We start from the raw sequence: 26,139 nt of genomic DNA on the forward strand, positions 1-26,139 counted from the left end.
ATAATGATAAAGGTATGTAAAATAATTCGTAGTAGAAAAAAAATAAACCGAAAAGAGCAATTCTTTTCGGTTTTATTGTATTATGAAATTATTTTTTCTTTTTCTTAGCAGGTACTTTTTTTACTGCTTTTTTTGCAGGCGCATCTTCATAGTCTTTCTTTTTGATAGAATCCCATTCTGATGTTTCTACAAATCTTACCGTAACTTTTCTATCTGCCATTCTTTCAGCATCTGAAGCTGATGCAGGGATAGTAGCTTCCGCAGAACCTACACCTCTTGATTTCAGTACATTTTCATTGATACCTCTGGTTTCCAGAGCTCCTACAACAGCGGCGGCTCTTTCTTTAGACAGTCTTAAGTTGTAAGCTGCATTTCCTTTGATATCAGTATGTCCTGTTAATAAGTAGTTACCTCCATTTTCTTTAATAATTGAAGCAGCCAGATCTAATTTTTCATTAGATTCAGGTCTGATCGTCGCTTTATTAAAATTGAAGTAAATATCTTTAAGGGTTTTCTCTACTTCTACAGCAGTTTCCTTGTTGTCTTTTTTGATAGGACATCCATTGTTTTCAACAGGCCCAGGAACCGTTACACACTTGTCGTAAAGGTCGATTACACCATCCAGGTCAACATCAAGAGCAACTCCGGCACCGTCCACTCTAGCTCCTGCAGGAGTGTCAAGCTGTCTGTCCCAATCATCACATACACCGTCGTTATCAGCATCTCCTTTTTTACATACTTCGATATCCTGGTTTTTATTAGCCAGTACATCCAGTTTGTAATAGATTTCCTGAAGCGGGTCATGCCACATTAAGTGAGATTCGTGTTTTCCTAATTTGAAAGTAAGACCTAAAGTTGCGTTGAAGAAGTTATCAGAAACCTGCTCAGAACGCTTGTTGATAGCACTGTAAGCATCGCCGCCCCCATCAAATTCATCATCACCGGTTACCACATACATTAATCTACCCTCAATATCAATTCTTCTGTTCACTTTAAACTTCAGACCTGTACCGGCCTGCATAAACATAGAACCTATTTGGAAAGGTTTTATTTCGGTCATTAAGGCCTGCTTTCCGTTGCCGGTTTTCTGGTATGCTCTATACGCGATAGTACCAATACCTGCATATCCATGAAGAGCCCATCTGTAAGGGGAGTGGTTGTCAACTCTTCTTAATAAATTAGAAAAGTTGATGTCTCCTAAAATAGAGATGGCATCATACTGAGTTCTTGCTCCTACTGCTGATGCATCAGGTGCTGCATTTTTAGTATTGAACCATCCTTGTCTGGTTTCACCTCTGTCATACTGTAGATTGATTCCGAAAGCATGGGTAATTGCTTTATCAATACTTACATAGGCTGAATATCCAAAAAGGTTTTTACCGTTACCATTTTTGATCGAGGTTAAATCTGCCGACTGAAGAAGTGGAACTCCAGCTCCTACTGAAATAGACCAATCGTTAAATCTTTTAGACTGGTTGGTAAATGGAGCAACATTAGCAGATCCTGAAGAAAATGTATTAGGGTATTCTCCTTTTGAAACTGCCGTTGAGTCTTGTGCATAATTGGCAGAAGGAATTGCCAAAGCAAATGCTACAATTGCTAAACTTAATTTCATCGTGTAATATTATTTGATTTCTTTTGAAAAAGAATTTTTTAATTTGTTAATTATTTGATTGGGCATCCGTTGTTTTCAACAGGTCCTGGAACAGTTACACACTTATCATAAAGGTCAATAACTCCGTCAAGATCCATATCTAAAGCAACTCCGGCACCATCCACTCTTGCTCCTGCAGGAGTGTCAAGCTGTCTGTCCCAGTCATCACATACTCCGTCATTGTCAGCATCTCCTTTTTCGCACACAACAAGATCTGTTGATGCATTTTCAAGAACACTGGTTCTGTAGTAAGCTTCCTGAAGTGGGTCATGCCATGCAAGGTGAGATAACTGCTTTCCTAATTTGAAAGATACTCCTAAACTTACGGTCCAGGCATTATCTGATCTTCTAGGGTTTAGCATGTTATATTTTGAACCTGGTGTGGAAGGATCATAGTCATTAGGATCTGCATATCCGCCACCATCGAATTCATCATCACCACTGATAATGTACATCGTTCTTGCTTCAACATCAATAAGTTTAGAAACGTTGTATTTGATTCCTAAACCTCCCTGATAGAAGATAGAATTGATATCGATATCCTGCTTAATGAATAAAGGAATTCTTCTGGGAGTTGTACTCCATCTGAATTGATCATTATCATGTAATGATGTTCTGAATCCCTGAACTCCAATTCCCATATATCCATGGAATGCCCATCTGTATGGTGAGTGATTGTCTACTCTTCTGAATAAGTTCGAGAAATTAATATCTCCTAATAAAGAGATGTTATCAAACTGTGTTGTTGCAGTTGCTACTCCTGATTTTACACCTTCTGCACCGGGAAGCTGTGCAGTCTGTTTCGTTTCTCCTCTCATATACATTACACTTAGAGCGAATGCATGTGTGATTTGTTTGTCTACGCTTACATAGGCATTGTATCCCCAATTGATCTTATCCTTGCGGATAGATTTTAAATCGGAGTGAACCATAAATGCGGGACCTCCTCCGACAGAAATAGACCAGTCTCTGAAACGTCTGGCTTTATTGTCGAAAGTTTGTACATTAGCGGAGCCTGAGGAGAATGTATTAGGGTACTCTGTGGAAGAGTTTACTGTAGTGCTGCTGTTCTGTGCGAAAGCTGCAATTGGCAATGTAGTAGCCAATAATAATAAACCTAATTTCATACAATATGTTTTATGTTTTAAATAAAATCTTTTAATAATATTCTGGAAAAATCCCTTTCAAAAAGATGTTTTTTATGAGGGATTTCTAATCTTTCTGATTGAAAATTTAATTCATTATACTTAATGATATCAATGTCTATTATCCTGTCAGTATAGCCTCCGGATACTTTTGAATCATTAATTCTTCCCATCTCAACTTCTATATTCTTAATACAATCAAGCAGTTGAATTGGTGAAAGATGTGTGAATATTATTGCTGCAATATTACAAAAAATATTGGAACTGGCAAATTCTACAGGCTCAGACATTAAATATTCGCTGGTTTGTGAAATGTGATTTCCAGCATCTTTTAGCTTCTTTAATGCAAGCTCTACATTTTTTTTTTGCTCTCCTAAGTTACTTCCTAGTAACAAAACGACCTTATGCTGCGACATATTAGAAAATTGATTGATTTATGAGAAGTTTCTTCAAAAATGTTTTGGCAAATATAGTAGCAATTGTCATACTTTGCGCTTTATTTTTCATCTTTTTCATCATGATGCTTGTGTTCAGTTCTATGGGAAATGATAAGTCGGTGGCCGTGAAAAAGAACTCGGTTCTTACGATTAATTTAAAGACAAATATAATCGATAGTCCTACTGAAGAGCAGATGGGATTGTTTGGTATAGGTGCCCAAAATAAAAGTGTTCTTTTATATGATGCATTGGAAGCTATCAATAAAGCAAAGACAGATGATAATATTAAAGGGATCAGTATTGAGGCAGATGATCTGAATGCAGGGCTGACTCAGATTGATGATCTTAGAAATGCTATTGAAGATTTTAAGAAGAGCGGAAAATTTGTGTATGCTTACGGAAACGGAGTATCACAGTCTGCTTATTATTTAGGATCTGTTGCTGATAAATATTATCTGCATCCGGCAGGAATGATCGAACTAAAAGGTCTTTCTACAGAAGTTACTTTCTTTAAGGATTTTGCGGATAAATATGGGATCGGGATTGAAGTGATCCGTCACGGTAAATTCAAGTCAGCGGTAGAACCTTTTTTAAGAAATGATATTTCTCCTGAAAATAAAGAACAGTTAAGTACTCTTTTGAATGACCTTTGGAAAAACACCTCCAACAAAATGGCTGCTTCAAGAAAAATTGATACAGCTCAGTTCAGAACGATTACTGACAGTTTATATGGAATGATTCCTGAGCAAGGCTTAAAATATAAACTTGCAGATAAACTGATCCAGAAATCAGAATATGAAGATCTTCTTAAGGCGAAGTTAAGTGTTAAAGATAAAGAAAAGCTGAACAAGATTTCTTTGACAAGCTATATAAATTCTTATGCTGATGAAGACAAATCTGGTGAAAAGATTGCTGTACTTTATGCTTCGGGATCTATTAATAATGGAGATGAATACAATGATATTCATTCTGAAAAATATGTGAAGTATATTAAAAAGCTTCAGGAGGATGATAAAGTGAAGGCAGTCGTTTTCAGAATCAATTCTCCTGGGGGAAGTGCCAATGCTTCAGATGAGATTTTATTTGAATTACAGCAGCTGAAAAAGAAAAAACCATTGGTGGTTTCTTTCGGTGATTATGCAGCTTCAGGAGGATATTATGTTGCCATGGCAGCGGATAAAATTTATTCAGAGCCTAATACACTTACCGGTTCTATCGGAGTATTTGGAGTAATGCCTTATTATAAAGATATTGCAAGCAAAAACGGAATCCGTGCGGATATTGTTGCTACCAATGCCAACTCTATGTATTATTCAGGATTAAATGGAGTGACTCCTTATGGGGTAAATATGATGACGAGAAGTGTGGAGGGTACTTATAAGAGATTTGTACATTTTGTGACTCAGAACAGAAAGAAAACTTTTGAGCAGATTGATAATGTAGGAGGGGGTAGAGTATGGAGCGGAGTTCGTGCCAAAGAGATTGGTTTAGTAGACGAACTTGGTACTTTGAATGATGCTGTGAAATTTGCTGCTCAAAAAGCAGGATTAAAGTCTTACCAGGTAGATGCTTTTCCTAAGAGAATGTCACCGTTTGAGCAAATCTTCAAGGATCTGAATGAAGAAGACGTTTCTGCGAGAATTATTAAGAACAAGATTGGTAAATCCAACTATGAGATTCTGCAGCAGATCACAGATAAAAAACTACAGTCTGAGGTGAAGATGGAAATGTCTTACCAAATCAGAATCAACAACTAACTAAATTTATATTGTATACAAAAATCCCGGATCTGAAATTTCAGATCCGGGATTTTATTTTTTTTATAAGCATTTATCAGCTTTTCTTGGTAGCCATTCCATAAATCCAGAGAATGATTAAAGCTCCTCCGATTGAAAGAATCCAGCTTCTTGGATTCCAGAATGAAGAAACATCTCCCCAATGTAGAATGTAAACTCCTATAGCTCCTCCTACAAATGCTCCCAGAATCCCCAGGATAATAGTGATTAGCCATCCTCCTCCCTGAGCTCCAGGCATGATCATTTTAGCGATTGCACCTGCAATAAGACCGAATACGATCCATGTAAGTATTCCCATAGTTGCAAATTTTTTTTAATTGTTAATATTTAAAATTGATTTGTTGCTAATATAAGGGAAAACATGATATAAATCATCTTTTCTTGAAGAATGAGTCTACAAATTCCGTACCATTAAAAAGCTGTAAATCCTGCATTTTTTCGCCTACACCAATATATTTAACTGGAATCTGGAACTGGTCAGAGATACCAATTACAACTCCTCCTTTTGCTGTTCCATCTAGTTTTGTAACGGCTAAAGCATTTACTTCCGTTGCAGCTGTAAACTGTTTTGCCTGTTCAAAGGCATTCTGTCCGGTAGAACCGTCTAAAACCAACAGGATCTCGTGAGGAGCATCAGGAATAACTTTTTGCATTACTCTTTTGATCTTAGAAAGTTCATTCATCAGGTTGATCTTGTTGTGAAGTCTTCCTGCTGTATCAATGATGACAACGTCTGCATTTTGGGCTACAGCACTTTGTACAGTATCAAATGCTACGGAAGCAGGATCAGATCCCATTTCCTGTTTTACGATAGGAACACCCACTCTTTCGCTCCAGATCACAAGTTGGTCTACTGCAGCAGCTCTGAAGGTGTCTGCAGCTCCGAGAACTACTTTTTTACCCTCTGATTTAAACTGGTGAGCCAGTTTTCCTATTGTTGTTGTTTTTCCCACTCCATTCACTCCTACAACCATGATAACATAAGGTTTTTTGGAGGTGTCAATATTTCCTGTATTGGCATGAGGATTTTCAAGCAATAGCCCTGAAATCTCATCACGAAGAATTTTATCCAGCTCGTTTACGCTTACATATTTGTCTCTGGCAACACGTTCTTCAATTCTTCCTATGATTTTGATAGTGGTGGAGGCACCTACATCGGATGCAATCAGTATTTCTTCCAGATCATCCAGTACTTCATCATCTACTTTGCTTTTACCGACTACGGCTTTCGTCATTTTTTCAAAGAATCCCTGGCTGGATTTTTCCAATCCTTTGTCTAAGGTTTCTTTTTCTTCCTTTTTGAAAATATTTTTAAACCAACTCATAGTTTTAGTTTATTCTTATTTATTTTTAATCACTGCTGTAGCTTCTATTTCTATAAGCACATCATCTCTGAAAAGCCTGCTCACTTCTACAAGGCTGCTTACAGGAGGGTTTTGAAGATTGACATACAAATCCCTGACTTTTCTGAAATCAGGTGTTTTTTTGATGTCTGTTGTAAAGATTCCCAGTTTGATAATATCTTTTCCTGTTCCTCCATATTCTTTCAGGATGTTTTCAATATTTTTGAAAACCTGATGCGTCTGTTCCTCTATAGTATTTCCCAGAAGATTACCTTCCGGGTCCAGAGGTACCTGTCCGGATAATAAAATCATTTTAGAACTCCCGCAGTCAATACTTACTGACTGTGAAAGGCCTTTTATGCTGAAGACTTTTGGCGAACTTTTATATTCTACAGGACTCATTGTTTTCTGACTGAATGAAAATAGAAAAATTACTGTGCAGGCCAGAACAAGTATCTTTTTCATACTTTACTGATTAATAATCTGGTGCACAAAGATAACAAAAAAACTACCCAAAATATGAGTAGTTTTTTATATTGTAAACAAAGTACTGATTATTTTTTCAAATAACCGTCTACTTCGTCAGCATTCATTACTTTTTCTTCGAAAACGTAAGCTCCTGATTTAGAAGACTTAACCATTTTCACCACTTTCGTCATTTTCTTAGACTGACCGCTTTGTAGGGTTGCTACTACTTTCTTTGCCATGGTAAGTTATTATTTATAAATTACTTAATTTCTTTGTGAAGGGTAGATCTCTTAAGAACAGGATTGTATTTTTTCAATTCCAATCTCTCTGTAGTGTTCTTTTTATTTTTTGTAGAAATGTATCTAGACATTCCTGGCATACCGCTTTCTTTGTGCTCTGTACATTCAAGGATTACTTGAACTCTATTTCCTTTTTTTGCCATGATTTATTAATTCTTTTTAATCAATCCGTTTCTAGTAGCTCTTTCAATAGCTTCCTCGATTCCAATCTTGTTAATCACTCTCAATCCATGAGCTGATACTTTCAGTGTTACGTGCTTATCTTGCTCTGGAAGGTAAAACTTCTTCTCTAATAAGTTAATTTCAAAACGACGCTTCGTTTTGTTATTAGCGTGAGAAACGTTGTTACCAACCATTGCACGCTTTCCTGTTATTTGGCAAATTCTTGACATATCTCGATGTTCTTATTTGTATAATATTTGAGAGTGCAAAATAACGAAGAATTTTTTAGATAGACAAATCTTTTAGAAAATATTTGCAAATAAGTGACTGATTAATAATCATGAATTTTTAAAATAGTAGAATCCTTGGGATACAGCAGATAATGGGTGCTGATATATTTCATACAGGCTTTTTTTTAAGCTCAGAATTTAATATTCTATCTTTGTTTTTAATTAATCTAAATAAAAACAACTATGAAGAGGATTTATATTTTATTGTCTATGTTGCCTGTGGGCCTGATGGCTCAGAATTTTACTGAGGTACAGACCAGCATGAATAATTTTTATTATTCTGCGGCAGACATTGCAGATATAGACAACAATGGGACAATGGATATCGTGCTCAATGGAGCCATAGATTCTGATGGTGACGGAAATGTAGATAGTACTTATAATGAAGTGTATCAGAATAATGGAACAACATTATTACCATATGCAGGACTGGGGGCTGATGTGACCCATCTTGGAGATATTAAATTCATTGATTATAATAATGACGGGCTTATGGATATTATTTCCGCAGGGCTCAGCTATATGGATGTTGTGAACTATAAACAATACCGGTTCAAAAATACAGGAACAGGGTTTGTAAAAGATGCTGAACTTCCGGGGAAAATTTATGGATCAGTAGAAGTTTTTGATTTTAATCACGATGGAAAATCTGATTATGCTATTAATGGAACTCAATATGGCCATGGGGGAGGTTTTGGAAATACATTGGATTATTATAAAAATACGGGTGCTGGTTTTGATGTGACAGCAAACTGGGTTGACGGAACTCAAAACGGAAGCTTTAAAGTAGTAGATCTTAATAATGACAACCTTTTGGATCTTGTGATTATTGGGTCAGATATTAATGGGGCTCCGGTTTCTAAAGTATATATGAATCAGGCAGGAGTTCTTACTCATACGCAGGATCTAGCTCCTGTAGCTGTTGGGAAAATAGATTTTGCCGACTTTAATGCAGACGGATTTCAGGATGTTGTAGTGATTGGAAGAGATGGAAATGATGACGGATATTTTGCGGTTCTGATGAACGATGGTACAGGTAATCTGACCCCTCAAACAATTACCGGAACTGATATTTCAGATATTTCACTGAGTGTTGGTGATCTTAATAATGATGGGTATTACGACTTCATTATTTCAGGAAATGAAAACTATAATGCTGTTGTGAAAACCTATATCTATGATGTTTCCAATAATAATTTTAATGAAGGAACATTAACGGGTATAACTGCACTGGGAGGTCCGGGGCTGATTAATCTATTTGATTTTAATAATGACCGCCAGCTGGATATCTTATTGGGCGGCTTCGACTGGGCGGCTTCTGATCTGCCTTCATTAACTAAGGTGTTTAAAAATAATTCTACTGCTGAAAACGCAAAGCCTGCACCGCCAACTCAACTGAACATGACCAAAAACGGAAACCGTTTTAATTTTACATGGAGTGGTGCTTCAGATGACAAAACTCCGGTGAATGCATTACGCTACGAAATTACAGTAGGATCTGCACAGGGAGCTCATGATATTGCTAAATATGTAGTGACAACACCGTCATGGTTTCTGGATCTTGATCCGGCCATTCAGAATGTGTATTGGAGTGTGAAATCTATTGATGCTTCAAAAGTATATTCTGATGCTTCCGGACAAAGTGTATTGGGAACAGCAGAAATTAAATCTGATAAAAAAGTTATTATCTATCCGAATCCTGTATCCGATAAAGTCTATATCAGAGGAGGAAAGGTTTCAGAAGCTGAAATGTATTCTATGGATGGGAAAAAACTGAATATCAATGTGAATGGAGATCAGTCTATTGATGTATCCCATTTACCTAAAGGAGTCTATTTATTAAAACTGAAGATAAAAAACGAAATAACCACAAGGAAGCTTACGATTAAATAATTGAATCAATTCTATCTTCTATCAATGAGAAAAGCCAGACGTCCAGCTGGCTTTTCTCTTTTTTTATAGAATAAATCTGCAAAATCTGCGGGAAAAATATAATGCTTATAAATGCAATTTTTTGTGCTGTTTGTGCAGAAATTCGTGCAATTTGTGTTTAAAAAACTATGTTTTCTTCGTTTTCTTTTTGAACCATTCGATTAAGAAATAAAATAGTAAAAATCCGAGTGCAAATATTGAAAATCTTGAAAGAAGATCACCCGCTCTGGTATAAAATGTCATGGTGTCATACAGGTTCACTTTGGCAAATAAAGCTGTTTTGTCTCCGTAGAAAGTATCAGCAGTAATTTCTCCTTTAGCATTGATGTGGGCAGAAATTCCACTGTTAGCAGCACGGGCAATCTCTCTTCTGGTTTCAATGGCTCTAAGTTTAGCATAAGACAAAAGCTGTTTATGCCCTTCTGTAACACCCCACCAGGAGTCATTGGTCATAATGGCTAAGAAATTAGCTCCTTTTTTTATATAATCTGTTACAAACTCACCATAGATACTTTCATAGCAGATGATAGGTGCCAGTTTCCCTTTGTTATAAGGATTTGAAAAGGCAACTCTTTCTTTATCTGTTCCCAAGGACGCCACAGTACCACCCAGGTTGAGCATGGCATCTCCTAAAAGTGGTTTTAAAACATTCATATAAGGAAATATTTCAACACCCGGTACCAATTTCCCTTTGTGGTAAGCCTGTACTTTTTGGTTAGGAACCAATTGAATCGCTGTATTATAACTGCTTACCCAAACACCATTATTGATCTGATACGCTTCTTTAGGTAAATCAGCCGGATTATAAAAAAAACGGTGTGAAGAAATTCCGGTTGCAAAAACAGATCCCGGATGATTGGATAAAAATCCTTTGATATTGTTGAGAAGTAAACTCTTTTCAAAAGCTGTTTCAGAAATAGATCCTCTGCCGGGAAGAGCTGTTTCCGGAGCAATATAATAATCAATTTTGCCTGTTGAATTTTTTTCAGCAAGTGCCAGTAAGTCCTGCTCAATGGTAAGACTGTCTTTTGAATATTTTTCGGCATAAGGATCAAGATCCGGCTGCAGCATTAAAACACTCACCTGTCCGGCTGGCTTTTCATCAAAATTATTGTATTTGATCAATGAAATAATCATTGGAAGAACAATTAAAGCTCCAACAATAGCAGAATTTTTAATCAGATCTTTTCTCTTTCTACCAGCTTCCCAGGTTCTTACTGTATAAAAAATCAGAACATTGGTCAGAAGTATCCAGAAGCTTCCTCCGGTAGCTCCTAACGTATCATACCACTGGATAAGTTTGGGATAATCGGCGAATACATTCCCCAGATTCAGCCATGGCCATGTCAATTCCCATCCCAAATGAAATTTTTCAAAACTCATCCAGATCGCGATCAGGAATCCCAGTCCCCAATAGGTTCCCTGGGCATTTTTGTACCAGTGATAGCATTGGAATACTAAAGAATATAAAAGAGAATTGACCAATACGGGAAATACAACAGCCATCAGAGAATGGCTTCCGTCAGGATTCTTAGAACCATAAAGCCATCCTGTAGTAACTACATTCCAGATGATAAAGCATAAGTATGATAATCCGAAGACGACCCAGCTTTTCCTTTTGTAATCTGAAAACTTTGAAACTCCGTGTTCCATCATCAGAAGCGGAACAAGGGCAAAGAATATAAAAAACGGAACTCCATAAGTTGGCCATGAAACCGACAGCAGCATTGCTGAAATAAGTGTAAGTAGAACGTATTTCATTGAGATAAGATATAATGCAAAAATAAGACTTGTAAAAGGAATCGCAAAGCCAAAAGAAATTATTAAAAAATTAATTTTTTAAGGCCATATCTTTAATTCCCCAATCCTGAATAGTCATTAGTATCGGCATGAAAGTCTTGCCATATTCAGTAAGTTGATACTCTACTCTGGGGGGGATTTCTGCATAAATAGTCCTTTTAATAATGCTGTCCTCTTCCATTTCTCTGAGCTGGTTTACAAGCATTTGCTTACTGATCATAGGAATTGCTTTCTGAAGCATGCTGAAGCGGTTTATATTCATACTTATTCCATACATGATTACCGTTTTCCATTTACCGCCTACTTTATTATAGAAATGAGTTACCGGGCAATTATTAGGATTGAAATCTTTATTTTTTCTTTTATTTTCCATTGGTCTAAAAAAATATACTATAAATAATAATTGATACTAGTATTAATTATTATAACAAAGATAGTAACTTCGTAGTTATAAAAGTTACAAAATATGGATAATAAAGAATTAGTATTAAAAGCAATTACTGCTGTATTTATTGATCGTGATATTACAGCATTTGAAAAATATTTCGGAGATCATTACATTCAGCATAATCCTGCTATTCCTAACGGAACAGATGCTTTGAAACAGCTCTTGCCATTATTGCCTGCAGATTTTGGATATGAACCCGGAGTTATTACAGAAAACGGAAATATAGTAATGATACATGGACGTTACACCAACTGGAATGGTAAAAATATGATTGGAGTGGATATTTTTAGAGTTGAAAATGGAAAAATAAGAGAACACTGGGATGTTTTGCAGGAGGAGGTAACTGCAGAAAATTCTGCTAATGGAAATTCAATGTTTCCAATATAGTTTGTTTAAGAATAAAAAACAATATTTAAAAGAGAGTAATCATGCTCTCTTTTTGTATTTGTAAATTAAAGAAATCTGTTTTTAAGGAATGCTGATCATGTTTTTTGAAATGAATATATTAGCAGTTCAATGTTAAAGAAAATATATAAAATCATTATTATTCCGTATACTTTGTTTCTGCTTTACCTGATGTTTTTGGGAATGGGCAGGTTTCAGTATGAAGAAAATCTCCTTACTTTGGAACCCGTTTTTTCTACAATAAAATTTATTCAGGGTCCAAACAGGACGATAGATATTGTTACCATTGTCTTAGGAAATATTATTATGTTTATTCCTTTTGGATTTTTGGGCTGGATTTTTCCCGACCTGAGAAAACTAAAGCCATTACTATTTAGTTTTATCTCGTGTATCATCATTGTTGAGGCCCTTCAATACTTTACAAGAATGGGAATATTTGAGGTAGACGATATCATCCTGAATACTTTTGGTGTGTATCTGGGGTGGTTGCTTTGCAGATGTATTGAAAAAAAAATTACTTATTAAGTTCCTTAGCGCGTTTTTCGGCGTTCAGAATTCCCTGTTTCAGAATTTCTTTGAAACTGTTGTCTTCAAATGTTTTTAAAGCAGCCTCTGTAGTTCCGCCTTTGGATGCAACATCTTTAATCAGCTCTTCAAGATTTTTTTCTGAATTATTGATCAAATGATAAGCTCCCAGCATCGTCTGTTTTACAAAAAGTTTGGAGAGGTTTTCTTCAATTCCCATTTCAATTCCGGCCTTAATCATTGCATCAATGATGTAATAGAAATAAGCAGGACCACTTCCTGAAAGTGCTGTAACACCGTCCAGAAGCTCTTCTTCTTCCAGATAAACTGATCTTCCCGTGCTGTTCAGTAATCTTTCTATATTGATTAACTGGCTGAAAGAAATTCCGTTTGCAGCGGTATATCCCGTGATTCCCATTCCCAGAAGAGTAGGGGAATTCGGCATTGCTCTTACAACAAGCGGATGATTCAGTAATTTCTGAATCTTTTCAATATTAATTCCGGCCATTATGGATAAAACCATCTGGTTTTCTTTAAAAGTGAATTGGATATTTTGGGCAACCGAATGAAAATCCTGAGGTTTTACAGCTATGATGATCAAATCCGCATCGAGTTCCTTTACTTCTTCAAAGGTGGAAATTTTAGACTTGGGGAATTCTTCAGCTATTTTGGATATTTTTTCCTGATTTCTGATGATAAGATGCAGATGTTCAGGTTTGATCAGTTCATATTTTAAAAATGATTTTGAGAAAGAAAGTCCCATATTTCCGGCTCCAAGAATAGCTATTTTCATCGTGAATTGTAATTTTTAAGCTAAAATAATGATTTTTTGGAATGTATGAATAACTATAACTTGTGATGAGTTATTGTTGGAAAACGCAAAATCTTTGCGTCCTTGCGCTTACCAACCTGTATATTCACATCATATTCGCGGAAAATTATTAATAAAAAAAGCTGCATTCCAATCGAATCAGCCTTTATATATTTTTAGATTAAATAATATTCACTTCCCTTTCAAGTTCAATTCCGAATTTTTCTTTCACAGAGTTGATGATTTCAGTAGAAAAATCAAAAATTTCTTTTCCGGTAGCATTTCCGGTAGCATTGATGATCACCAGAGACTGCAGTTTGTGTGAAGCTACATTTCCAATCTGTTTTCCTTTCCATCCGCATTGTTCAATCAGCCATCCGGCAGGAACTTTTACCATATCACCATTTGGATAACCCTGGATATTTTTAAACCTTTGTTTTAAATCTTCAAATTGAACTAAAGGGATAGTAGGATTTTTGAAAAAGCTTCCGGCGTTTCCAATTTCTTTAGGATCCGGCAGTTTGCTTTGTCTTATATTGATAACCGCTTTCGAGATATCCTGAATAGTTGGATTTTCAATACCAAGATTTTCCAGTTCAGATTTGATAGCGCCATATTCTGTTTTGATATGGTGATCTTTTTGGGTCAGCTTAAAAGTAACTTCCAGGATTATGTATCTTCCTTTACCTTCCTGTTTGAAAATAGAATCTCTGTAACCGAACCTGCATTGTTCAAGATTGAAAGTTGTAAGTTCAAGACTTTCCAGATCCAATACCTGGCAGCTGACAAAAATATCTTTGATTTCCGTTCCGTAAGCCCCGATATTCTGCATAGGAGAAGTTCCTACATTTCCGGGAATTAAAGAAAGGTTTTCCAGTCCTCCAAAGTTCTTTTGCAGACAGTACATCACAAATTTATGCCAGTTTTCACCTGCGTTTGCTGTTACCAATACTTCATTTTCATTGATGCGCTCTTCGGAAATTCCTTTTAAATTGAGTCTGATAGCAAGACCGTCAAAATCTTTTGTCAGAAGAATATTGCTTCCGCCTCCTAAAAGCAGAAGCTGAAGAGATTGGGTCTTTGAGAAAACGAGTGTTTCTTTTAATTCATCAATAGTATTGACTTCAGTAAAATAACGGGCTTTGGCTTCAACCCCGAATGTGTTATAAGGCTTTAGTGAAAAATTTTCCTGCATGTTTTTATTTGTATTCTTTGGGAAGAATTTTGTCTAGTTGTTCTTTAAGTTGTTGTAACTGCTTGTAATGTAAAGTGTCCACATAAGCATTCACATAGATGTGTGATTTTTTCGGAGTCCGGATCTGGAAAGTCTCATCTGTTCCATCTACCGATTGCTGGCTGGGAGAACTTTTTATATGGTCGAGGTCTACAATCCTGATCGACGATACAAGCTGTTTCCATGTGTTGGAACTGACGGCAGATACCCATTTTTTATGGGTTTGATTGGCTGTCATTCCTTTTTCTGCAGAAACGGAATCTTTTGTGACTTTAATAATTCTGTAATTTCCAAGATGTCCTCCGATTTCGGATACACTGATGAAAGTAATCTCGTGCGGATTTTTGTGAGAAGCAGCCTGTTCCGTTTTTTTTGAATCACAGGAAAAAAATGCCGACAGCAAAAGAATCGAAAAAAGTATTTTCAGATAGAGTTTTTTTGTTGTCGGCATAGGATATATTTTACAGGCTGAATTCTTCTCTGTACTTCTTTAAAGCTTCCTTAAGAATTTCAGCACTTCTTTTTAAATCTTCTTCTTTCAGAACGTAGGCAATTCTTACCTGTTTCTTTCCTAATTCCGGATCACTGTAGAACCCTCCTGCAGGAGCTACCATGATGGTTTCGTTGTTAAGAGAATATTTTTCAAGCAGCCACTGTGCAAATTTTTCAGTATCATCTACGGGAAGTTCAGCAACACAATAGAAAGCACCTCTTGGTTTAGGGCAGATAACACCAGGAATGGCATTTAAAAGATCTACCAATACATTTCTTCTGTGAGTATATTCTTCTCTTACCGCTCTGATGTAGGCACCATCATTCTGGTGTGCTGCTGTTGCGGCAATCTGTCCTAAAAGAACAGGGCTCAATCTCGCCTGTGCAAAAAGCATGGCAGCATTACGGATTTTGCTGGAACGGGTAACCATACATCCGATTCTTACTCCACACATAGAATAACGTTTGGATTCAGAATCAATGATGATACAGTTTTCAGCTAATTCAGGGAAATCAAACATAGAAATCTGCTGTTTTCCGTCGTATACATATTCTCTGTATACTTCATCAGAAATGATTACGATATCATATTTCAAAGCAATGTCTGCAAGCTTCTGAAGTTCCTCACGGGTATACAGATATCCGGTAGGGTTTCCTGGGTTACAGATGATGATTGCTCTTGTTTTGTCTGTGATTTTTTTCTCAAATTCTTCAATAGGAGGTAAAGCAAAACCTGTATCAATAGTAGAAGATACAGCTACTACATTCACATCAAATGTACTGGTGAAGCCATTGTAGTTAGCATAGTAAGGCTCAGGAATAATCACTTCATCGCCTTCGTCGCATAAAGTAGAAATAGCAAAGTTCAGAGCTTCAGAACCTCCATTGGTAACAATGAAATTATCAGGGGTAAGATCTGAAAAACCTAATGAATGATAATATTCTGTAAGGGCTTTTCTGTATTCTATATTTCCTTCAGAAAGCGCATATTCCAATACTTTTAAATCGATGTTTTTTAAAGCATTTAAAGCTGTTTCCGGAGTTTCAATATCAGGCTGTCCGATATTAAGATGGTATACTTTTATTCCTTTCTGTTTTGCTTGTAATGCAAAGGGAACCAGTTTTCTTACCGGCGATGGCGGCATATGCAGCGCTCTGTTTGAAATATTCGGCATTGTTCAAAAAATTTGTATGACAAAAATAGGATTTAATTTCTCAATAATAAAATTAAGGATCAATTAGAAGTGGTTCAATATTTTTTAAACTCTAATAATTTTCATAGTTTGGAATGTTGATATTTGGTTTGTTTTTATTTTATGTTGGTTTTTGTTTAAAAAAAATCTTTTTGTATTGTTATTTTTACTAAATTTCGCCTCAAATGTGATTAAAATGGCAATAAATTTATTTTCTAGAGTGGTACCCGCTATCGCTCTCTTTTCAGCCAGTGTAATGATGGCTCAGAATTATCAAACTATGCCGGTCTCTTCAGGCTTTACAGCTGATGTGATTGCCAACGGGATAGGTTCTTCAACAATTAGTACAAATAATGACGTAGATGGAGTTTCTTACGCTTTTGTAGCTAAAGATTTTCAGCTTACATCCTCAAGTGCTGCTATTACGTATGGGATTCCTGTTGATGGAATTATTAATTCTGTAGTGGCAACAACTCCCGGATTGAAGTTTCAGTTAGCAGATCTGAATGCTAACAATTCTTTAAGATTGGCTGCTGTAAATGATACCGGAACTATGGCATTTACAACACCCAAACCTGTTACCAAACTGTATATGCTTGCCGTGAGTGGAAGTGGTACTTCTACGGTAAATGCAGTAGTGAATTTTACAGATGGCAGTTCGCAGACATTTTCAAGTATCAGTCTTTCAGACTGGTATGGAGGATCCAATTTTGCCATCCAGGGAATAGGAAGGATTAAAAAGCCGGGAGCTACTCCTGCGGCTGGTGATGATGTTCCTTCTCCTGAAGGCGGAACGAACCCAAGATTATATCAGATTGAACTGGCTATAGATGCCGCAAACCAAGCAAAACTGATACAAAGTGTAACGGTTACCAAAGCCAGTGGTTCAGGTTTGCCTAATATCTTTGCTTTTTCAGCAGACGCTTATTCGGATTGTATGCCTCCTGTATTGCAGGCGGTTTCAGGAATCACAGCAAACTCAGCTTTAGTTTCATGGACAGGGAATGCTGCCAGTTATGATGTATACCACAGTACTTCAAACACAACACCGGCGGGCTCAGTAACACCTACTTATCCGGGAATAACGGGTACAAGTACAACTATTGGAGGTCTTAATTCAAATACAACCTATTATTATTGGGTAAGATCCAACTGTAACACGGCGACAGGCCAAAGTGTATGGTCTTTTGCAGGTACATTTAAAACAGCCTGTTCTACTTTCACTGTTCCGTATACAGAAAACTTTGATAGTACAAGTACAGGTTCCAGTTCAAACACGAATGCACCAAGTTGTTGGGTATATTTAGAAAGTGCATCATTTGCAGGGTATGGATATGTAACTACAACGAATAACTATTCAGCACCTAATGCTTATTATTTATATAACTCTACGGCTACTACAGGCAGCCAGATGTTAGTTTCGCCTCCAACTGTAAACCTTTCAGACGGTACTAAACGGGTGAGATTCTATGCAAGATCCGGATCAAATGGGTACACATTGCTAGTGGGTACTTTATCAAACCCTGCAGATCCTGCTTCTTTTGTACAGATAGGAACTCCTATTGGTCTGACAACTACGCACACTCAATATACTGTTAATATTCCTGCGGGATCTGATTTGCAGTTAGCATTTAAACATGGTTTAGGAGGTTCAGCCCGTTCTCTTTATATTGATAATATTACTGTTCAGAATATCCCTTCTTGTCTGGAGCCTACAGCAGTTACAACATCAGCCGTAACATCAGGCTCAGCAACACTTGCCTGGACAGCTCCTGCTTCAGTTCCTGCAAATGGATATGAGGTGTATTACAGTACTACGAATACTGCACCTGATGCTACTACCGTTTTAAACGCTTCAAACTCTGTAACTTCTGCTACAACTTCCGCACAGTTGAATTCACTGTCTGCTGATACGAATTATTATGCATGGGTAAGATCTGTATGCAGTGCTTCCGATAAGAGTATCTGGAGTGATGTTATTGCTTTCAGAACAGGATATTGTCTGCCATCTTCTTCTTCTCAGAATTCATGGCTTGCTGACTTCAGCTCTACCGGAGGATTGATCAATATGGCTTATTCATCCGGTTCAGGTATTGCAGGTGGATATCAAAATTTAATAACAAGTAATAACAAGATCATAAATGCTCCAGGATCCGATACTTCAGTGTCTTTCACTGCAGGAGGTCCTACATGCGGAATTGCAGTTTGGGTAGACTGGAATAATAATTTAACTTTTGAAGCTTCAGAGAGAATGTTTGTGACTTCTACTTATATAACAAATGCTTCCGGAACTATTACTGTACCTGCGGGAACTCCTCTGGGAAGTTATAGAATGAGAGTGGTGACTGATTATAACAGTACAGCACCATCAAACCCGTGTGGAGCTATTTCAAGAGGAGAGTTTATTGATTTTACCTTTGAAGTAGCAACCTCTTTATCAACTTCAGAAACCAATCTGAAGAAAAAAGAAGTGAATGTTTATCCTAATCCATTCAAAGATGTTCTGCATGTTGCTGATATCAAGAATGTTAAATCTGTAACGGTTACAGATGTAGCGGGAAGAGTAGTGAAAACTATTGACAACCCAACTACAGAACTTCAGCTAGGGGAGTTGAATGCCGGTTTATACTTAGTGACAATGAACTTTAAAGACGGTTCAAAATCAACAGTAAAAGCCATTAAAAAATAAAATTTTTTGAGTTAATAATTTCTGTAGGCAGTTGCATTCGTGTGGCTGCCTTTTTTATGATTTGTTTAAATGATAATCAGAACTATCAGGAAATAAACCTCAATTTGGATAATTTTATAAAATAATCGTATTTTAGAAAAAATTAAAAAATGCAGATTCAGTCAGTTTCTATAGAAGATTATATCTCGAAAATTACTGAAGAAAGACAGGATGCCTTTAAAAAACTTTTTGATACGGTGAATGACAATTTGCCGCAAGGTTTTGAAGAAGCAACGAATTATGGAATGATAGGTTGGGTGGTTCCATTGACAACATTTCCTGCCGGATATCACTGTGCACCCGGTACACCGCTGCCATTCATCAATCTTGCTTCCCAGAAGAATTTTATAGCGCTATACCATATGGGACTTTATTCAAAACCTGAACTTCTCGACTGGTTTGTTGGAGAATATCCAAAACATTCCAAAAAGAAACTGGATATGGGTAAATCCTGTATCCGTTTCAAAAAAGTGGATGATATTCCCTTCGAACTGATTGCTGAACTGAGCCAGAAAATGACTCCTGATGACTGGATCGGAATTTATGTATCTCAGTATAAGAAATAAAAAAATGCTCTGAAACCAGATAGGTTTCAGAGCATTTTTTTATGCTGGACGCGGGAAGAAGTGAAGCTGGAAGTAATATTTGTGTTTTTAGAATTACTGGTGGTATTTGACAGGTATTTTTGAATATAAAAAGGTCAATAAAACTGTCATCTATTTATCCATCGACTTCCAGAAACTTCCCTCTTCCAACTAAAAATGAATATCCCAGATTCCGGCTTTCCTTTCAAGCTCAATTAAAGCAGCAGCATTATCTGCAAGAGCCTGATAGTAATCCTTTCTTACATTGTTATATGTTCTCTGGGCATTCAGAACTTCCAGAATGGAACTTTCTCCTCTTTTGTAGCTGTATGTAATCCCTTCCAAAATGCTTTGTGCTTCTGAAAGCATTCCGTTATGAAATTGTCTGAGCTGTTTCTGAGTGGCTGTATATTGCTGATAAGCCTGCATTACTTCTGCCTTTATGCCTTGCTCAATCTGTTTGTATTCAACTTCTGCCTGTGAATGTACCATTTCTGCAATTTTCAATCCTGCATTTCTTCTGTTGGAAAACTTCAGAGGAATGCTAATACCCATTTTTACAGCATTTACGGTTGGGGAAGGGGCAATTTCATTGGTGGCTTCCGTATGCCGTTCTGCTCCGGCGCTGATGCCTAAATCTATAATACGATTGGTTTTTTCGAGATTGATCTGACTTTTGGCAACTTCTGTATTTTGTTTGGCTGCCAGAAGATCTGCTCTTTCATTCAATGCCTGAAGAATCAGATCATCCATACTGAAATCCCTGTTGAAGGCATTAAAATCCCCGGCAATCTCTCTTCCTGTTATTTTGCCGTCTCCTAGAAATACTGATAAACTGGTGAGAGCCTGTTCTTCTGAACTTTCAGCCTGATATACTTCATTGAGCAAAGAAGCCGCTTCCAATTTACTTTGTTTGGACGTGACTAATGATATGGTCCCCAATTTGTAGCGAATACTGTCGGATTTTGCCAACTGCCGCATATTTTTATAAGAATCCTGCTGTACTTCAAGCAAAGCTTTGGCCTTTAGAGCATCAATATATCCTAAACTGGCGTCTGCACGGAGATTCCTGAAAAAATCCTGCAATTGTATTTTACTCAGCTCGGATTGGTTTCTGGCCAGATTTATCCTTGCTTTTCTTTTACCACCCAGTTCAAGCGTCCAGCCGATGGAAGCTCCATATACATATCCCATATTCTGATGTACTCCGTTGTTGGTAGTTTCCATTTCCAGTTGAGGATCAGGAAACATATTGGCAGTCTGGATTGCTGCTTCAGCCATACTTACATTGTATTTCTGAGAGGCGTACCCAAGATTTTTATTTCCGACAAGACTTAGGTATTCTTCAAATTGTAAAAGCTCTTTTTCCTGTGCCTTTATTCTTGTGATACTCAATAATACTACAGATAATATGATAATATGAACTTTAATTTTCATCTGATTTCAAATTTTGTTTTTCGTTGCGGTATTCGGCCATAAAATAAATAGCCGGCAGCACGAATAGTGTTAAAATAGTAGAGAACATCAGTCCGTAGACAATTACTGTTGCCAGTGGACGCTGTACATCCGAACCGATTCCTGTGGCCAATGATGCGGGGAATAATCCTATTACGGCAACCGTTGCGGTCATCAGTACCGGTCTGAAACGGTCTTTTGCCCCTTTGATAGCCGCCTGTTTCAGCTCGTATCCTTTTTTACGCAGATCATTGATATGAGAAATCATAATGACTCCGTTCTGGATAGCAACTCCGAAGAGTGCAATAAATCCTACTGCAGAAGACACATTCAGAGACATTCCTCTTATATTGAGTGCCAGCATTCCGCCAAATAAAGCCAGTGGAACAATAGACATCAGAACCAAAGCCTGTCTGAAATCTCCGAATGCACCATACAATAGCAGAAACATAATTGCCAAGGCCAGCGGAACAATAAATGCCAGTCTGGAATAGGCCCTGTTTTGATTTTCAAACTGCCCTCCCCATTTGATCTGGTATTTCTCATGATCATATTGGATGTCTTTTTCTATTTTTTCCTGTGCTTTTTTCAGGAAAGAAGAAAGATCGGTACCTCTAAGATTCAACTTTACCGTAAGATGTCGTTTGTTCATTTCTCTGGTAATAGTACTTTCACCGGTACTTAATTTTACTTCTGCAACCTGAGATAGTGGAATTTTCGCTCCGGAAGCTGAGGTCAGCATAAGGTTTCCTATTTTGTCCGGAGTGTCACGGCTATCTTCCGTATAACGGCAGGAAATATCATATACTTTATTACCAATAAAGATCTGGGAGATCGCTTTTCCTCCTAATGCCACTTCAATAAGGTCGGCAACATCTGCTACATTCAAACCATATTGGGCAATCTTGTCTCTGTTGGCAATAATCTGCAATTGTGGTAATGGCGGTTCCTGATCAATGGCAAGGTCTGCCGAACCCGGAATTGTGTTTAAAGTAGATAAGATATTTTCGGCAATTCGTCTTGTTTCCTTAAAATCCTCACCATAAACCTTTACCACCAGTTCACTGTGAGCACCGGAGATTTTGTCCATTACTCCATCAATCATAGGTTGTGAAAAACCTACGGTGTAGCCCGGCATATTTTTATAATCTGCAGCGAGTTCTTTGATGAGGTCTGCTTTTGTTTTTCCTGCAGGCCATTCGCTGTAAGGCTTTATTCCAATGGAGACCTCAAAGTGGGAAGCTGTCCATGGATCTGTACCGTCATCATTCCGTCCTGCCTGGATCATCATATAAGTAATTTCAGGATGTTTCAAGGTACGGGCACGCAGCGTATCACTCATTTCTTTTGATTTAGCTAAAGAAATTCCGGGTGGCAGCTGTACCTGAAGCCATATTGAACCTTCATCCAGTTCGGGAAGAAAATCTTTTCCTACATGATAGGAGAGAATTCCGGCAGAAACTAAGACAATCATAATAGGAATAATAACTCTTTTGGGAGCTTTCATTATTTTTTCAATGCTATTTCCATAGGCTGTACTAAGTTTTTCAAGCCATTTGTTGTGATAGATTTTTTGTGGTTTGCGATAGATCACATAAGCCAATCCGGGGATCAGAAGTAATGCTACAGCGAGTGCTCCCAATAGAGCGTATCCTACAGTAAAAGCCATGGGGGTAAATAATTTTTTCTCTACTCTTTCAAAAGCAAACAATGGCAGATAGGCGGTAATAATGATAATGGTTGAAAAGAAAATAGGCTTTGCTACTTCAATTACTCTTTGGGTAATCGTTTTTTCTTCCAATGCTTCTTCCGAATTTTCTTCTCTTTTCTTCAGAATGGTTTCCAGCATGACGATGGCTCCGTCTACAATGATTCCGAAATCAATGGCTCCCAGTGAAAGAAGGTTAGCCGGAATATTCGTAAAATGCATCAATATAAAAGCAAATAATAAAGAAAGCGGAATGGTAATAGCCACCAGTAATGCTCCCCGCCAGCTTCCAAGAAATACAATCAGTACAATAATAACCAATACAATTCCTTCGGTAAGGGTATGAGAAACTGTAGTTAGCGTGGTTTTTACAAGGTCTGTTCTGTCCAGAAAAGGATGGATTTTTACTCCGGGAGGAAGCGTTTCGTTATTCAGTTCTTCGATAGCTTCATGAACTCCTTCCAGTACTTGTGAAGGATTTTGTCCTCTGAGTAAAAGTACAATTCCTTCCACGCTTTCAGAATAGTTACGTTTTCTGTCTGTGTAGCCCAGAATTCCTTTCCTTTCCAGGTTCCCGTATTTTAATGTCCCGACATCATTCAAAAAAACAGGAACACCATTTTGGGTTTTGACTACAATTTTTCCAAGATCATTTAAGTCTTTTACCAAACCTATTCCGCGGATGACATATGCAAGGTTTCCGCGGGGAAGCATACTTCCTCCGGCACTCACATTGTTTTTGGAGATCGTTTCGGTAACTTCTGACAGAGATAATCCGTATTGTTCAAGCTTATGCGGATCCAGTTCGATCTGAAACTGTGTCGTAATTCCTCCGAAATTGGTAACATCAGCAATTCCCGAAACCTGTTTGATTCGTGGAATTATCACAAATTTTTGTAAATCCGTAAGCTCCCGCAGACTGTGGTTGTTGCTTTCGATAATATAACGATAGACTTCGCCGATAGGAGAGGTAAGAGGATCTAATCCTGGTTGTGCACCGTAAGGAAGTTCCACATCTGTGAGTCTTTCCTGAATTCGCTGTCTTGCCCAGTAATCGTCTATCCCATCATCGAAAACCATTGTAATAATGGAAAGTCCAAAGGTACTTTTGCTTCGCATCACATGCATTCCCGGAAGTCCGTTCAGGGATCTCTCCAAAGGAATGGTAATTTGCTGTTCTACTTCTTCAGCGGCCAGTCCCGGAACCTGTGTTACCACCTGCGAGGTTACATCAGCAATATCAGGATAAGCTTCTATGGATAATCTGGTCCAGGAATAATATCCGAAGAATCCCAGTAATAAGAAAAGGGCAAGCATAAGCCATCTCTTCTGTATAGAGATTGTTAGTAATTTCTTCATAGTTCTTGATTTGTGTACAAAGTAAAAAGCAGGATGTACAAAGTATTGTCGTTAAATAATACCAGGTATTTCAATCTCTTTACCATGTACATTGTACATTATTTTGCATCCAGCATATAAATTCCGCCTTCGGTCATGATGGTTTCTCCGGGTTGTAAGCCTGAAATGATTCTTACTTTTTCCTGATCGGTTTCTCCTGTTGTCACAGAACGTTTTGTATATTGACTCTTGCCTGTTTTTACCCATACATATTGAGAGTTGTTCTGCTGCATCAAAGCGGTTACGGGAATCATCACAGTTTTTTCAGGAGTTGTTGAAAAATTAACGGTAGCATACATCCCCGGTTTTAGTTTTCTGTCCGGATTATCACATTCAATAAGGACTTTAATACTTCGGGTATCTTCGTCTACAATTTCATTGATGTGATATACTTTTCCGGTAATATTTCTGTCCGGATACGCACTTACTTTTACAGAAACCTGATCTCCGGGATGAACAAAGCGGATGTCTTTTTCTTTTACGTCACCGGAAATCCATACTTTGGATAATTCTGCGATAATCATTACCGGATCAGCATCTCCTTTCAGGTATTGGCCGTTTACAATTTTGTTGGAAATGATCTCTCCACTGATGGGAGCTCTTACAATAAGAGGACTTCCTATACCTCCACCTTTACTGTTATAGACTTTCAAGGCAGAAGAAGCATTAGAGAGGGATGTTTTTTTATTTTTAAAATCGGTTTCCGCTTCATCCAGTTCTTTTTGAATACCAACCCCATGTCTTACGAGATCCTGCTGGCGTCTGTAGTTTTTGTCGGCAAGCTGTACATCATTCAGGGCATCTGTATAATCCTTTTGAACCGAAAAATAATCTGAAGAAAGGATTTCAAAAAGAGGACTTCCGGCAGAAATATTTTGTCCAAGCTGAATAAATGATTTTGTAATTCTTCCGGAAAAAGGGCTTGCAATTTCCGCATAATGATTAGGAATAGCCTGAATAGTTCCTGCTGAAATTACTCCATCACTGTGTTCCTGCTTGGTTACAATCCGGGTTTTAATTTTCTTGAAAATGGGATTGTTTTCCGGAACGGTGACCTGGTCGCCTTTCATCATTATTTCCGGTTCTTTGTTTTGCTGAGGTGTATTGTCTTTACAGGAGACTGCAAAGAGAATAATACTACTTAAGATTATCTTTTTCATGATCTTAATACAATTGAGTGCTATTGCTGATTTTTATTTTTTCGTTGTTGTTTTTCTTGATACTGAACCGTTTTTTGCTCCTTGCTTCTTTCTGAGAAGATAAAGAGGGTCTCAGGAATATATTGGTAGAGACAATGAAAAGAACTGTGATGAGGGCTTCTAAAGGATATCCCAAAGCAGATAGTGCACCTATGGCTGCAGAACACCATAATGTGGCTGCCGTATTCAATCCTCTTACGGTAAGACCGTCTTTCATGATAACGCCGCCGCCGAGGAAACCGATTCCGCTGACAATATAAGAGGTGATTCTGCCGGCTGCATCACCACCTATTCTGATGGCAATCAACACAAACGCTGCAGAACCGATGCAAACCAAAGTATTGGTTCTGAGACCTGCATTTTTTTGACGCCACTGTCTTTCAAAACCTATACCGGCTCCCAGACAGAAGGCAGTCAGTAAACGAAGGGTAAATTCAAATGTATTCATAACTTTTCCTGTTTTTATAAAGCTTTTCAGCTGTACGGGAAAAGTGAGTACAACTAAAGCTTTTAAGATTGATAATGACTGTAAGGATCTGAGTCCATATGCTTTATTTTTTACTGTGCAAAAGTAGAAATGCCTGCCTTTTTTTACCGTTAGAAAAGCTTTAGAATGTTATTAGAAAATCATTA

At 37.5% G+C, this 26,139-nt stretch carries 24 protein-coding genes and 1 pseudogene; 6 read left to right on the forward strand and 19 right to left on the reverse strand.

Annotated elements, in window-relative coordinates; all coding sequences use genetic code 11:
* Positions 1-88: 88 nt before the first annotated feature.
* From SFA27_RS04100 to folK, 3 genes are read right to left on the reverse strand one after another with little or no spacing between them, the layout of a single operon-like run.
* Positions 89-1,615 (reverse strand): OmpA family protein, encoded by a 1,527-nt coding sequence (locus SFA27_RS04100; RefSeq protein WP_407296519.1) that lies wholly within the window; start codon positions 1,613-1,615, stop codon positions 89-91.
* Between the two features lie 50 nt (positions 1,616-1,665).
* Entirely contained in the window at positions 1,666-2,781 is a 1,116-nt protein-coding gene (locus tag SFA27_RS04105; RefSeq protein ID WP_047378971.1) for a hypothetical protein, read from the reverse strand.
* 17 nt (positions 2,782-2,798) lie between these two features.
* A complete protein-coding gene (gene folK, locus SFA27_RS04110; protein ID WP_047378970.1) occupies positions 2,799-3,215 on the reverse strand; it encodes a 2-amino-4-hydroxy-6-hydroxymethyldihydropteridine diphosphokinase in 417 nt (138 codons plus the stop codon).
* Between the two features lie 20 nt (positions 3,216-3,235).
* On the opposite strand from folK, the gene sppA reads away from it, so the two are divergent.
* Positions 3,236-4,993 carry a signal peptide peptidase SppA gene (gene sppA / locus SFA27_RS04115; protein WP_407296522.1) on the forward strand — a complete coding sequence of 586 codons (1,758 nt, stop codon included), beginning with the start codon at positions 3,236-3,238 and terminating at the stop codon, positions 4,991-4,993.
* 76 nt (positions 4,994-5,069) lie between these two features.
* On the opposite strand, the gene SFA27_RS04120 is transcribed toward sppA, so the two are convergent.
* From SFA27_RS04120 to rpmB, 6 genes are all read right to left on the reverse strand, one after another.
* A complete protein-coding gene (locus SFA27_RS04120) occupies positions 5,070-5,330 on the reverse strand; it encodes a GlsB/YeaQ/YmgE family stress response membrane protein (RefSeq protein ID WP_047378967.1) in 261 nt (86 codons plus the stop codon).
* Positions 5,331-5,403: 73 nt separating this feature from the next.
* Positions 5,404-6,357, reverse strand: coding sequence for a signal recognition particle-docking protein FtsY (gene ftsY / locus SFA27_RS04125; RefSeq protein WP_264517025.1), 954 nt, complete (start codon positions 6,355-6,357; stop codon positions 5,404-5,406).
* 15 nt (positions 6,358-6,372) lie between these two features.
* Positions 6,373-6,840, reverse strand: a complete 468-nt coding sequence (locus tag SFA27_RS04130; RefSeq protein ID WP_407296525.1) for a RidA family protein — start codon at positions 6,838-6,840, stop codon at positions 6,373-6,375.
* 89 nt (positions 6,841-6,929) lie between these two features.
* Entirely contained in the window at positions 6,930-7,082 is a 153-nt protein-coding gene (locus SFA27_RS04135) for a DUF4295 domain-containing protein (protein WP_002976755.1), read from the reverse strand.
* 20 nt (positions 7,083-7,102) lie between these two features.
* Positions 7,103-7,285, reverse strand: coding sequence for a 50S ribosomal protein L33 (rpmG, locus tag SFA27_RS04140; protein WP_027373683.1), 183 nt, complete (start codon positions 7,283-7,285; stop codon positions 7,103-7,105).
* A gap of 6 nt (positions 7,286-7,291) precedes the next feature.
* The gene (rpmB, locus tag SFA27_RS04145; protein WP_002976757.1) at positions 7,292-7,534 is read right to left on the reverse strand and encodes a 50S ribosomal protein L28; all 243 of its coding nucleotides are present in this window, start codon (positions 7,532-7,534) and stop codon (positions 7,292-7,294) included.
* Between the two features lie 243 nt (positions 7,535-7,777).
* Here rpmB and SFA27_RS04150 point away from each other — a divergent pair, with 243 nt between their 5' ends.
* Entirely contained in the window at positions 7,778-9,487 is a 1,710-nt protein-coding gene (locus SFA27_RS04150; RefSeq protein ID WP_407296529.1) for a T9SS type A sorting domain-containing protein, read from the forward strand.
* A gap of 165 nt (positions 9,488-9,652) precedes the next feature.
* On the opposite strand, the gene lnt is transcribed toward SFA27_RS04150, so the two are convergent.
* Complete coding sequence (gene lnt, locus SFA27_RS04155) at positions 9,653-11,287, reverse strand: apolipoprotein N-acyltransferase (protein ID WP_407296532.1); 1,635 nt, start codon at positions 11,285-11,287, stop codon at positions 9,653-9,655.
* A 70-nt stretch (positions 11,288-11,357) separates the two neighbouring features.
* Complete coding sequence (locus tag SFA27_RS04160) at positions 11,358-11,699, reverse strand: helix-turn-helix domain-containing protein (protein WP_047378958.1); 342 nt, start codon at positions 11,697-11,699, stop codon at positions 11,358-11,360.
* A 93-nt stretch (positions 11,700-11,792) separates the two neighbouring features.
* On the opposite strand from SFA27_RS04160, the gene SFA27_RS04165 reads away from it, so the two are divergent.
* Positions 11,793-12,161, forward strand: a complete 369-nt coding sequence (locus SFA27_RS04165) for a nuclear transport factor 2 family protein (RefSeq protein WP_407296535.1) — start codon at positions 11,793-11,795, stop codon at positions 12,159-12,161.
* A gap of 129 nt (positions 12,162-12,290) precedes the next feature.
* On the forward strand, positions 12,291-12,704 hold the full coding sequence (locus SFA27_RS04170; protein WP_407296537.1) for a VanZ family protein: 414 nt from the start codon (positions 12,291-12,293) through the stop codon (positions 12,702-12,704).
* Here the strand turns inward: SFA27_RS04170 and proC are convergent.
* From proC to SFA27_RS04190, 4 genes are all read right to left on the reverse strand, one after another.
* Complete coding sequence (gene proC, locus SFA27_RS04175; RefSeq protein WP_047378954.1) at positions 12,694-13,497, reverse strand: pyrroline-5-carboxylate reductase; 804 nt, start codon at positions 13,495-13,497, stop codon at positions 12,694-12,696. The genes SFA27_RS04170 and proC overlap by 11 nt on opposite strands.
* Before the next feature lie 199 nt (positions 13,498-13,696).
* Positions 13,697-14,710, reverse strand: a complete 1,014-nt coding sequence (murB, locus tag SFA27_RS04180; protein ID WP_407296539.1) for a UDP-N-acetylmuramate dehydrogenase — start codon at positions 14,708-14,710, stop codon at positions 13,697-13,699.
* A gap of 4 nt (positions 14,711-14,714) precedes the next feature.
* Positions 14,715-15,200 carry a hypothetical protein gene (locus tag SFA27_RS04185; protein WP_407296541.1) on the reverse strand — a complete coding sequence of 162 codons (486 nt, stop codon included), beginning with the start codon at positions 15,198-15,200 and terminating at the stop codon, positions 14,715-14,717.
* Positions 15,201-15,210: 10 nt separating this feature from the next.
* A complete protein-coding gene (locus SFA27_RS04190) occupies positions 15,211-16,416 on the reverse strand; it encodes a pyridoxal phosphate-dependent aminotransferase (RefSeq protein ID WP_047378951.1) in 1,206 nt (401 codons plus the stop codon).
* Positions 16,417-16,630: 214 nt separating this feature from the next.
* On the opposite strand from SFA27_RS04190, the gene SFA27_RS04195 reads away from it, so the two are divergent.
* Together SFA27_RS04195 and SFA27_RS04200 are read left to right on the forward strand one after the other, a co-directional pair.
* On the forward strand, positions 16,631-19,123 hold the full coding sequence (locus tag SFA27_RS04195; protein ID WP_407296543.1) for a GEVED domain-containing protein: 2,493 nt from the start codon (positions 16,631-16,633) through the stop codon (positions 19,121-19,123).
* Between the two features lie 149 nt (positions 19,124-19,272).
* Positions 19,273-19,728 (forward strand): DUF1801 domain-containing protein, encoded by a 456-nt coding sequence (locus SFA27_RS04200; RefSeq protein ID WP_407296546.1) that lies wholly within the window; start codon positions 19,273-19,275, stop codon positions 19,726-19,728.
* 189 nt (positions 19,729-19,917) lie between these two features.
* Here SFA27_RS04200 and SFA27_RS04205 read toward each other — a convergent pair whose 3' ends face one another.
* From SFA27_RS04205 to SFA27_RS04220, 4 genes and pseudogenes are all read right to left on the reverse strand, one after another.
* Positions 19,918-21,183, reverse strand: a complete 1,266-nt coding sequence (locus SFA27_RS04205; RefSeq protein WP_407296549.1) for a TolC family protein — start codon at positions 21,181-21,183, stop codon at positions 19,918-19,920.
* The gene (locus tag SFA27_RS04210) at positions 21,173-24,268 is read right to left on the reverse strand and encodes a CusA/CzcA family heavy metal efflux RND transporter (protein WP_047378947.1); all 3,096 of its coding nucleotides are present in this window, start codon (positions 24,266-24,268) and stop codon (positions 21,173-21,175) included. Before SFA27_RS04210 ends, SFA27_RS04205 begins: the two co-directional genes overlap by 11 nt.
* Positions 24,269-24,366: 98 nt before the next feature.
* Positions 24,367-25,467, reverse strand: coding sequence for an efflux RND transporter periplasmic adaptor subunit (locus SFA27_RS04215; RefSeq protein ID WP_407296552.1), 1,101 nt, complete (start codon positions 25,465-25,467; stop codon positions 24,367-24,369).
* A gap of 106 nt (positions 25,468-25,573) precedes the next feature.
* A pseudogene (locus SFA27_RS04220) lies at positions 25,574-25,954 on the reverse strand (MgtC/SapB family protein); the annotation flags it as partial.
* Between the last annotated feature and the right edge of the window lie 185 nt (positions 25,955-26,139).

Source organism: Chryseobacterium sp. HR92, assembly GCF_045689405.1.
GTDB lineage: Bacteria > Bacteroidota > Bacteroidia > Flavobacteriales > Weeksellaceae > Chryseobacterium > Chryseobacterium viscerum_A.

Coding starts and splice junctions, on each gene's coding strand:
- SFA27_RS04100 (WP_407296519.1), bottom strand. CDS start 1,615: ATGAAATTAAGTTTAGCAATTGTAGCATTTGCTTTGGCAATTCCTTCT.
- SFA27_RS04105 (WP_047378971.1), bottom strand. CDS start 2,781: ATGAAATTAGGTTTATTATTATTGGCTACTACATTGCCAATTGCAGCT.
- folK (WP_047378970.1), bottom strand. CDS start 3,215: ATGTCGCAGCATAAGGTCGTTTTGTTACTAGGAAGTAACTTAGGAGAG.
- sppA (WP_407296522.1), top strand. CDS start 3,236: ATGAGAAGTTTCTTCAAAAATGTTTTGGCAAATATAGTAGCAATTGTC.
- SFA27_RS04120 (WP_047378967.1), bottom strand. CDS start 5,330: ATGGGAATACTTACATGGATCGTATTCGGTCTTATTGCAGGTGCAATC.
- ftsY (WP_264517025.1), bottom strand. CDS start 6,357: ATGAGTTGGTTTAAAAATATTTTCAAAAAGGAAGAAAAAGAAACCTTA.
- SFA27_RS04130 (WP_407296525.1), bottom strand. CDS start 6,840: ATGAAAAAGATACTTGTTCTGGCCTGCACAGTAATTTTTCTATTTTCA.
- SFA27_RS04135 (WP_002976755.1), bottom strand. CDS start 7,082: ATGGCAAAGAAAGTAGTAGCAACCCTACAAAGCGGTCAGTCTAAGAAA.
- rpmG (WP_027373683.1), bottom strand. CDS start 7,285: ATGGCAAAAAAAGGAAATAGAGTTCAAGTAATCCTTGAATGTACAGAG.
- rpmB (WP_002976757.1), bottom strand. CDS start 7,534: ATGTCAAGAATTTGCCAAATAACAGGAAAGCGTGCAATGGTTGGTAAC.
- SFA27_RS04150 (WP_407296529.1), top strand. CDS start 7,778: ATGAAGAGGATTTATATTTTATTGTCTATGTTGCCTGTGGGCCTGATG.
- lnt (WP_407296532.1), bottom strand. CDS start 11,287: ATGAAATACGTTCTACTTACACTTATTTCAGCAATGCTGCTGTCGGTT.
- SFA27_RS04160 (WP_047378958.1), bottom strand. CDS start 11,699: ATGGAAAATAAAAGAAAAAATAAAGATTTCAATCCTAATAATTGCCCG.
- SFA27_RS04165 (WP_407296535.1), top strand. CDS start 11,793: ATGGATAATAAAGAATTAGTATTAAAAGCAATTACTGCTGTATTTATT.
- SFA27_RS04170 (WP_407296537.1), top strand. CDS start 12,291: ATGTTAAAGAAAATATATAAAATCATTATTATTCCGTATACTTTGTTT.
- proC (WP_047378954.1), bottom strand. CDS start 13,497: ATGAAAATAGCTATTCTTGGAGCCGGAAATATGGGACTTTCTTTCTCA.
- murB (WP_407296539.1), bottom strand. CDS start 14,710: ATGCAGGAAAATTTTTCACTAAAGCCTTATAACACATTCGGGGTTGAA.
- SFA27_RS04185 (WP_407296541.1), bottom strand. CDS start 15,200: ATGCCGACAACAAAAAAACTCTATCTGAAAATACTTTTTTCGATTCTT.
- SFA27_RS04190 (WP_047378951.1), bottom strand. CDS start 16,416: ATGCCGAATATTTCAAACAGAGCGCTGCATATGCCGCCATCGCCGGTA.
- SFA27_RS04195 (WP_407296543.1), top strand. CDS start 16,631: ATGGCAATAAATTTATTTTCTAGAGTGGTACCCGCTATCGCTCTCTTT.
- SFA27_RS04200 (WP_407296546.1), top strand. CDS start 19,273: ATGCAGATTCAGTCAGTTTCTATAGAAGATTATATCTCGAAAATTACT.
- SFA27_RS04205 (WP_407296549.1), bottom strand. CDS start 21,183: ATGAAAATTAAAGTTCATATTATCATATTATCTGTAGTATTATTGAGT.
- SFA27_RS04210 (WP_047378947.1), bottom strand. CDS start 24,268: ATGAAGAAATTACTAACAATCTCTATACAGAAGAGATGGCTTATGCTT.
- SFA27_RS04215 (WP_407296552.1), bottom strand. CDS start 25,467: ATGAAAAAGATAATCTTAAGTAGTATTATTCTCTTTGCAGTCTCCTGT.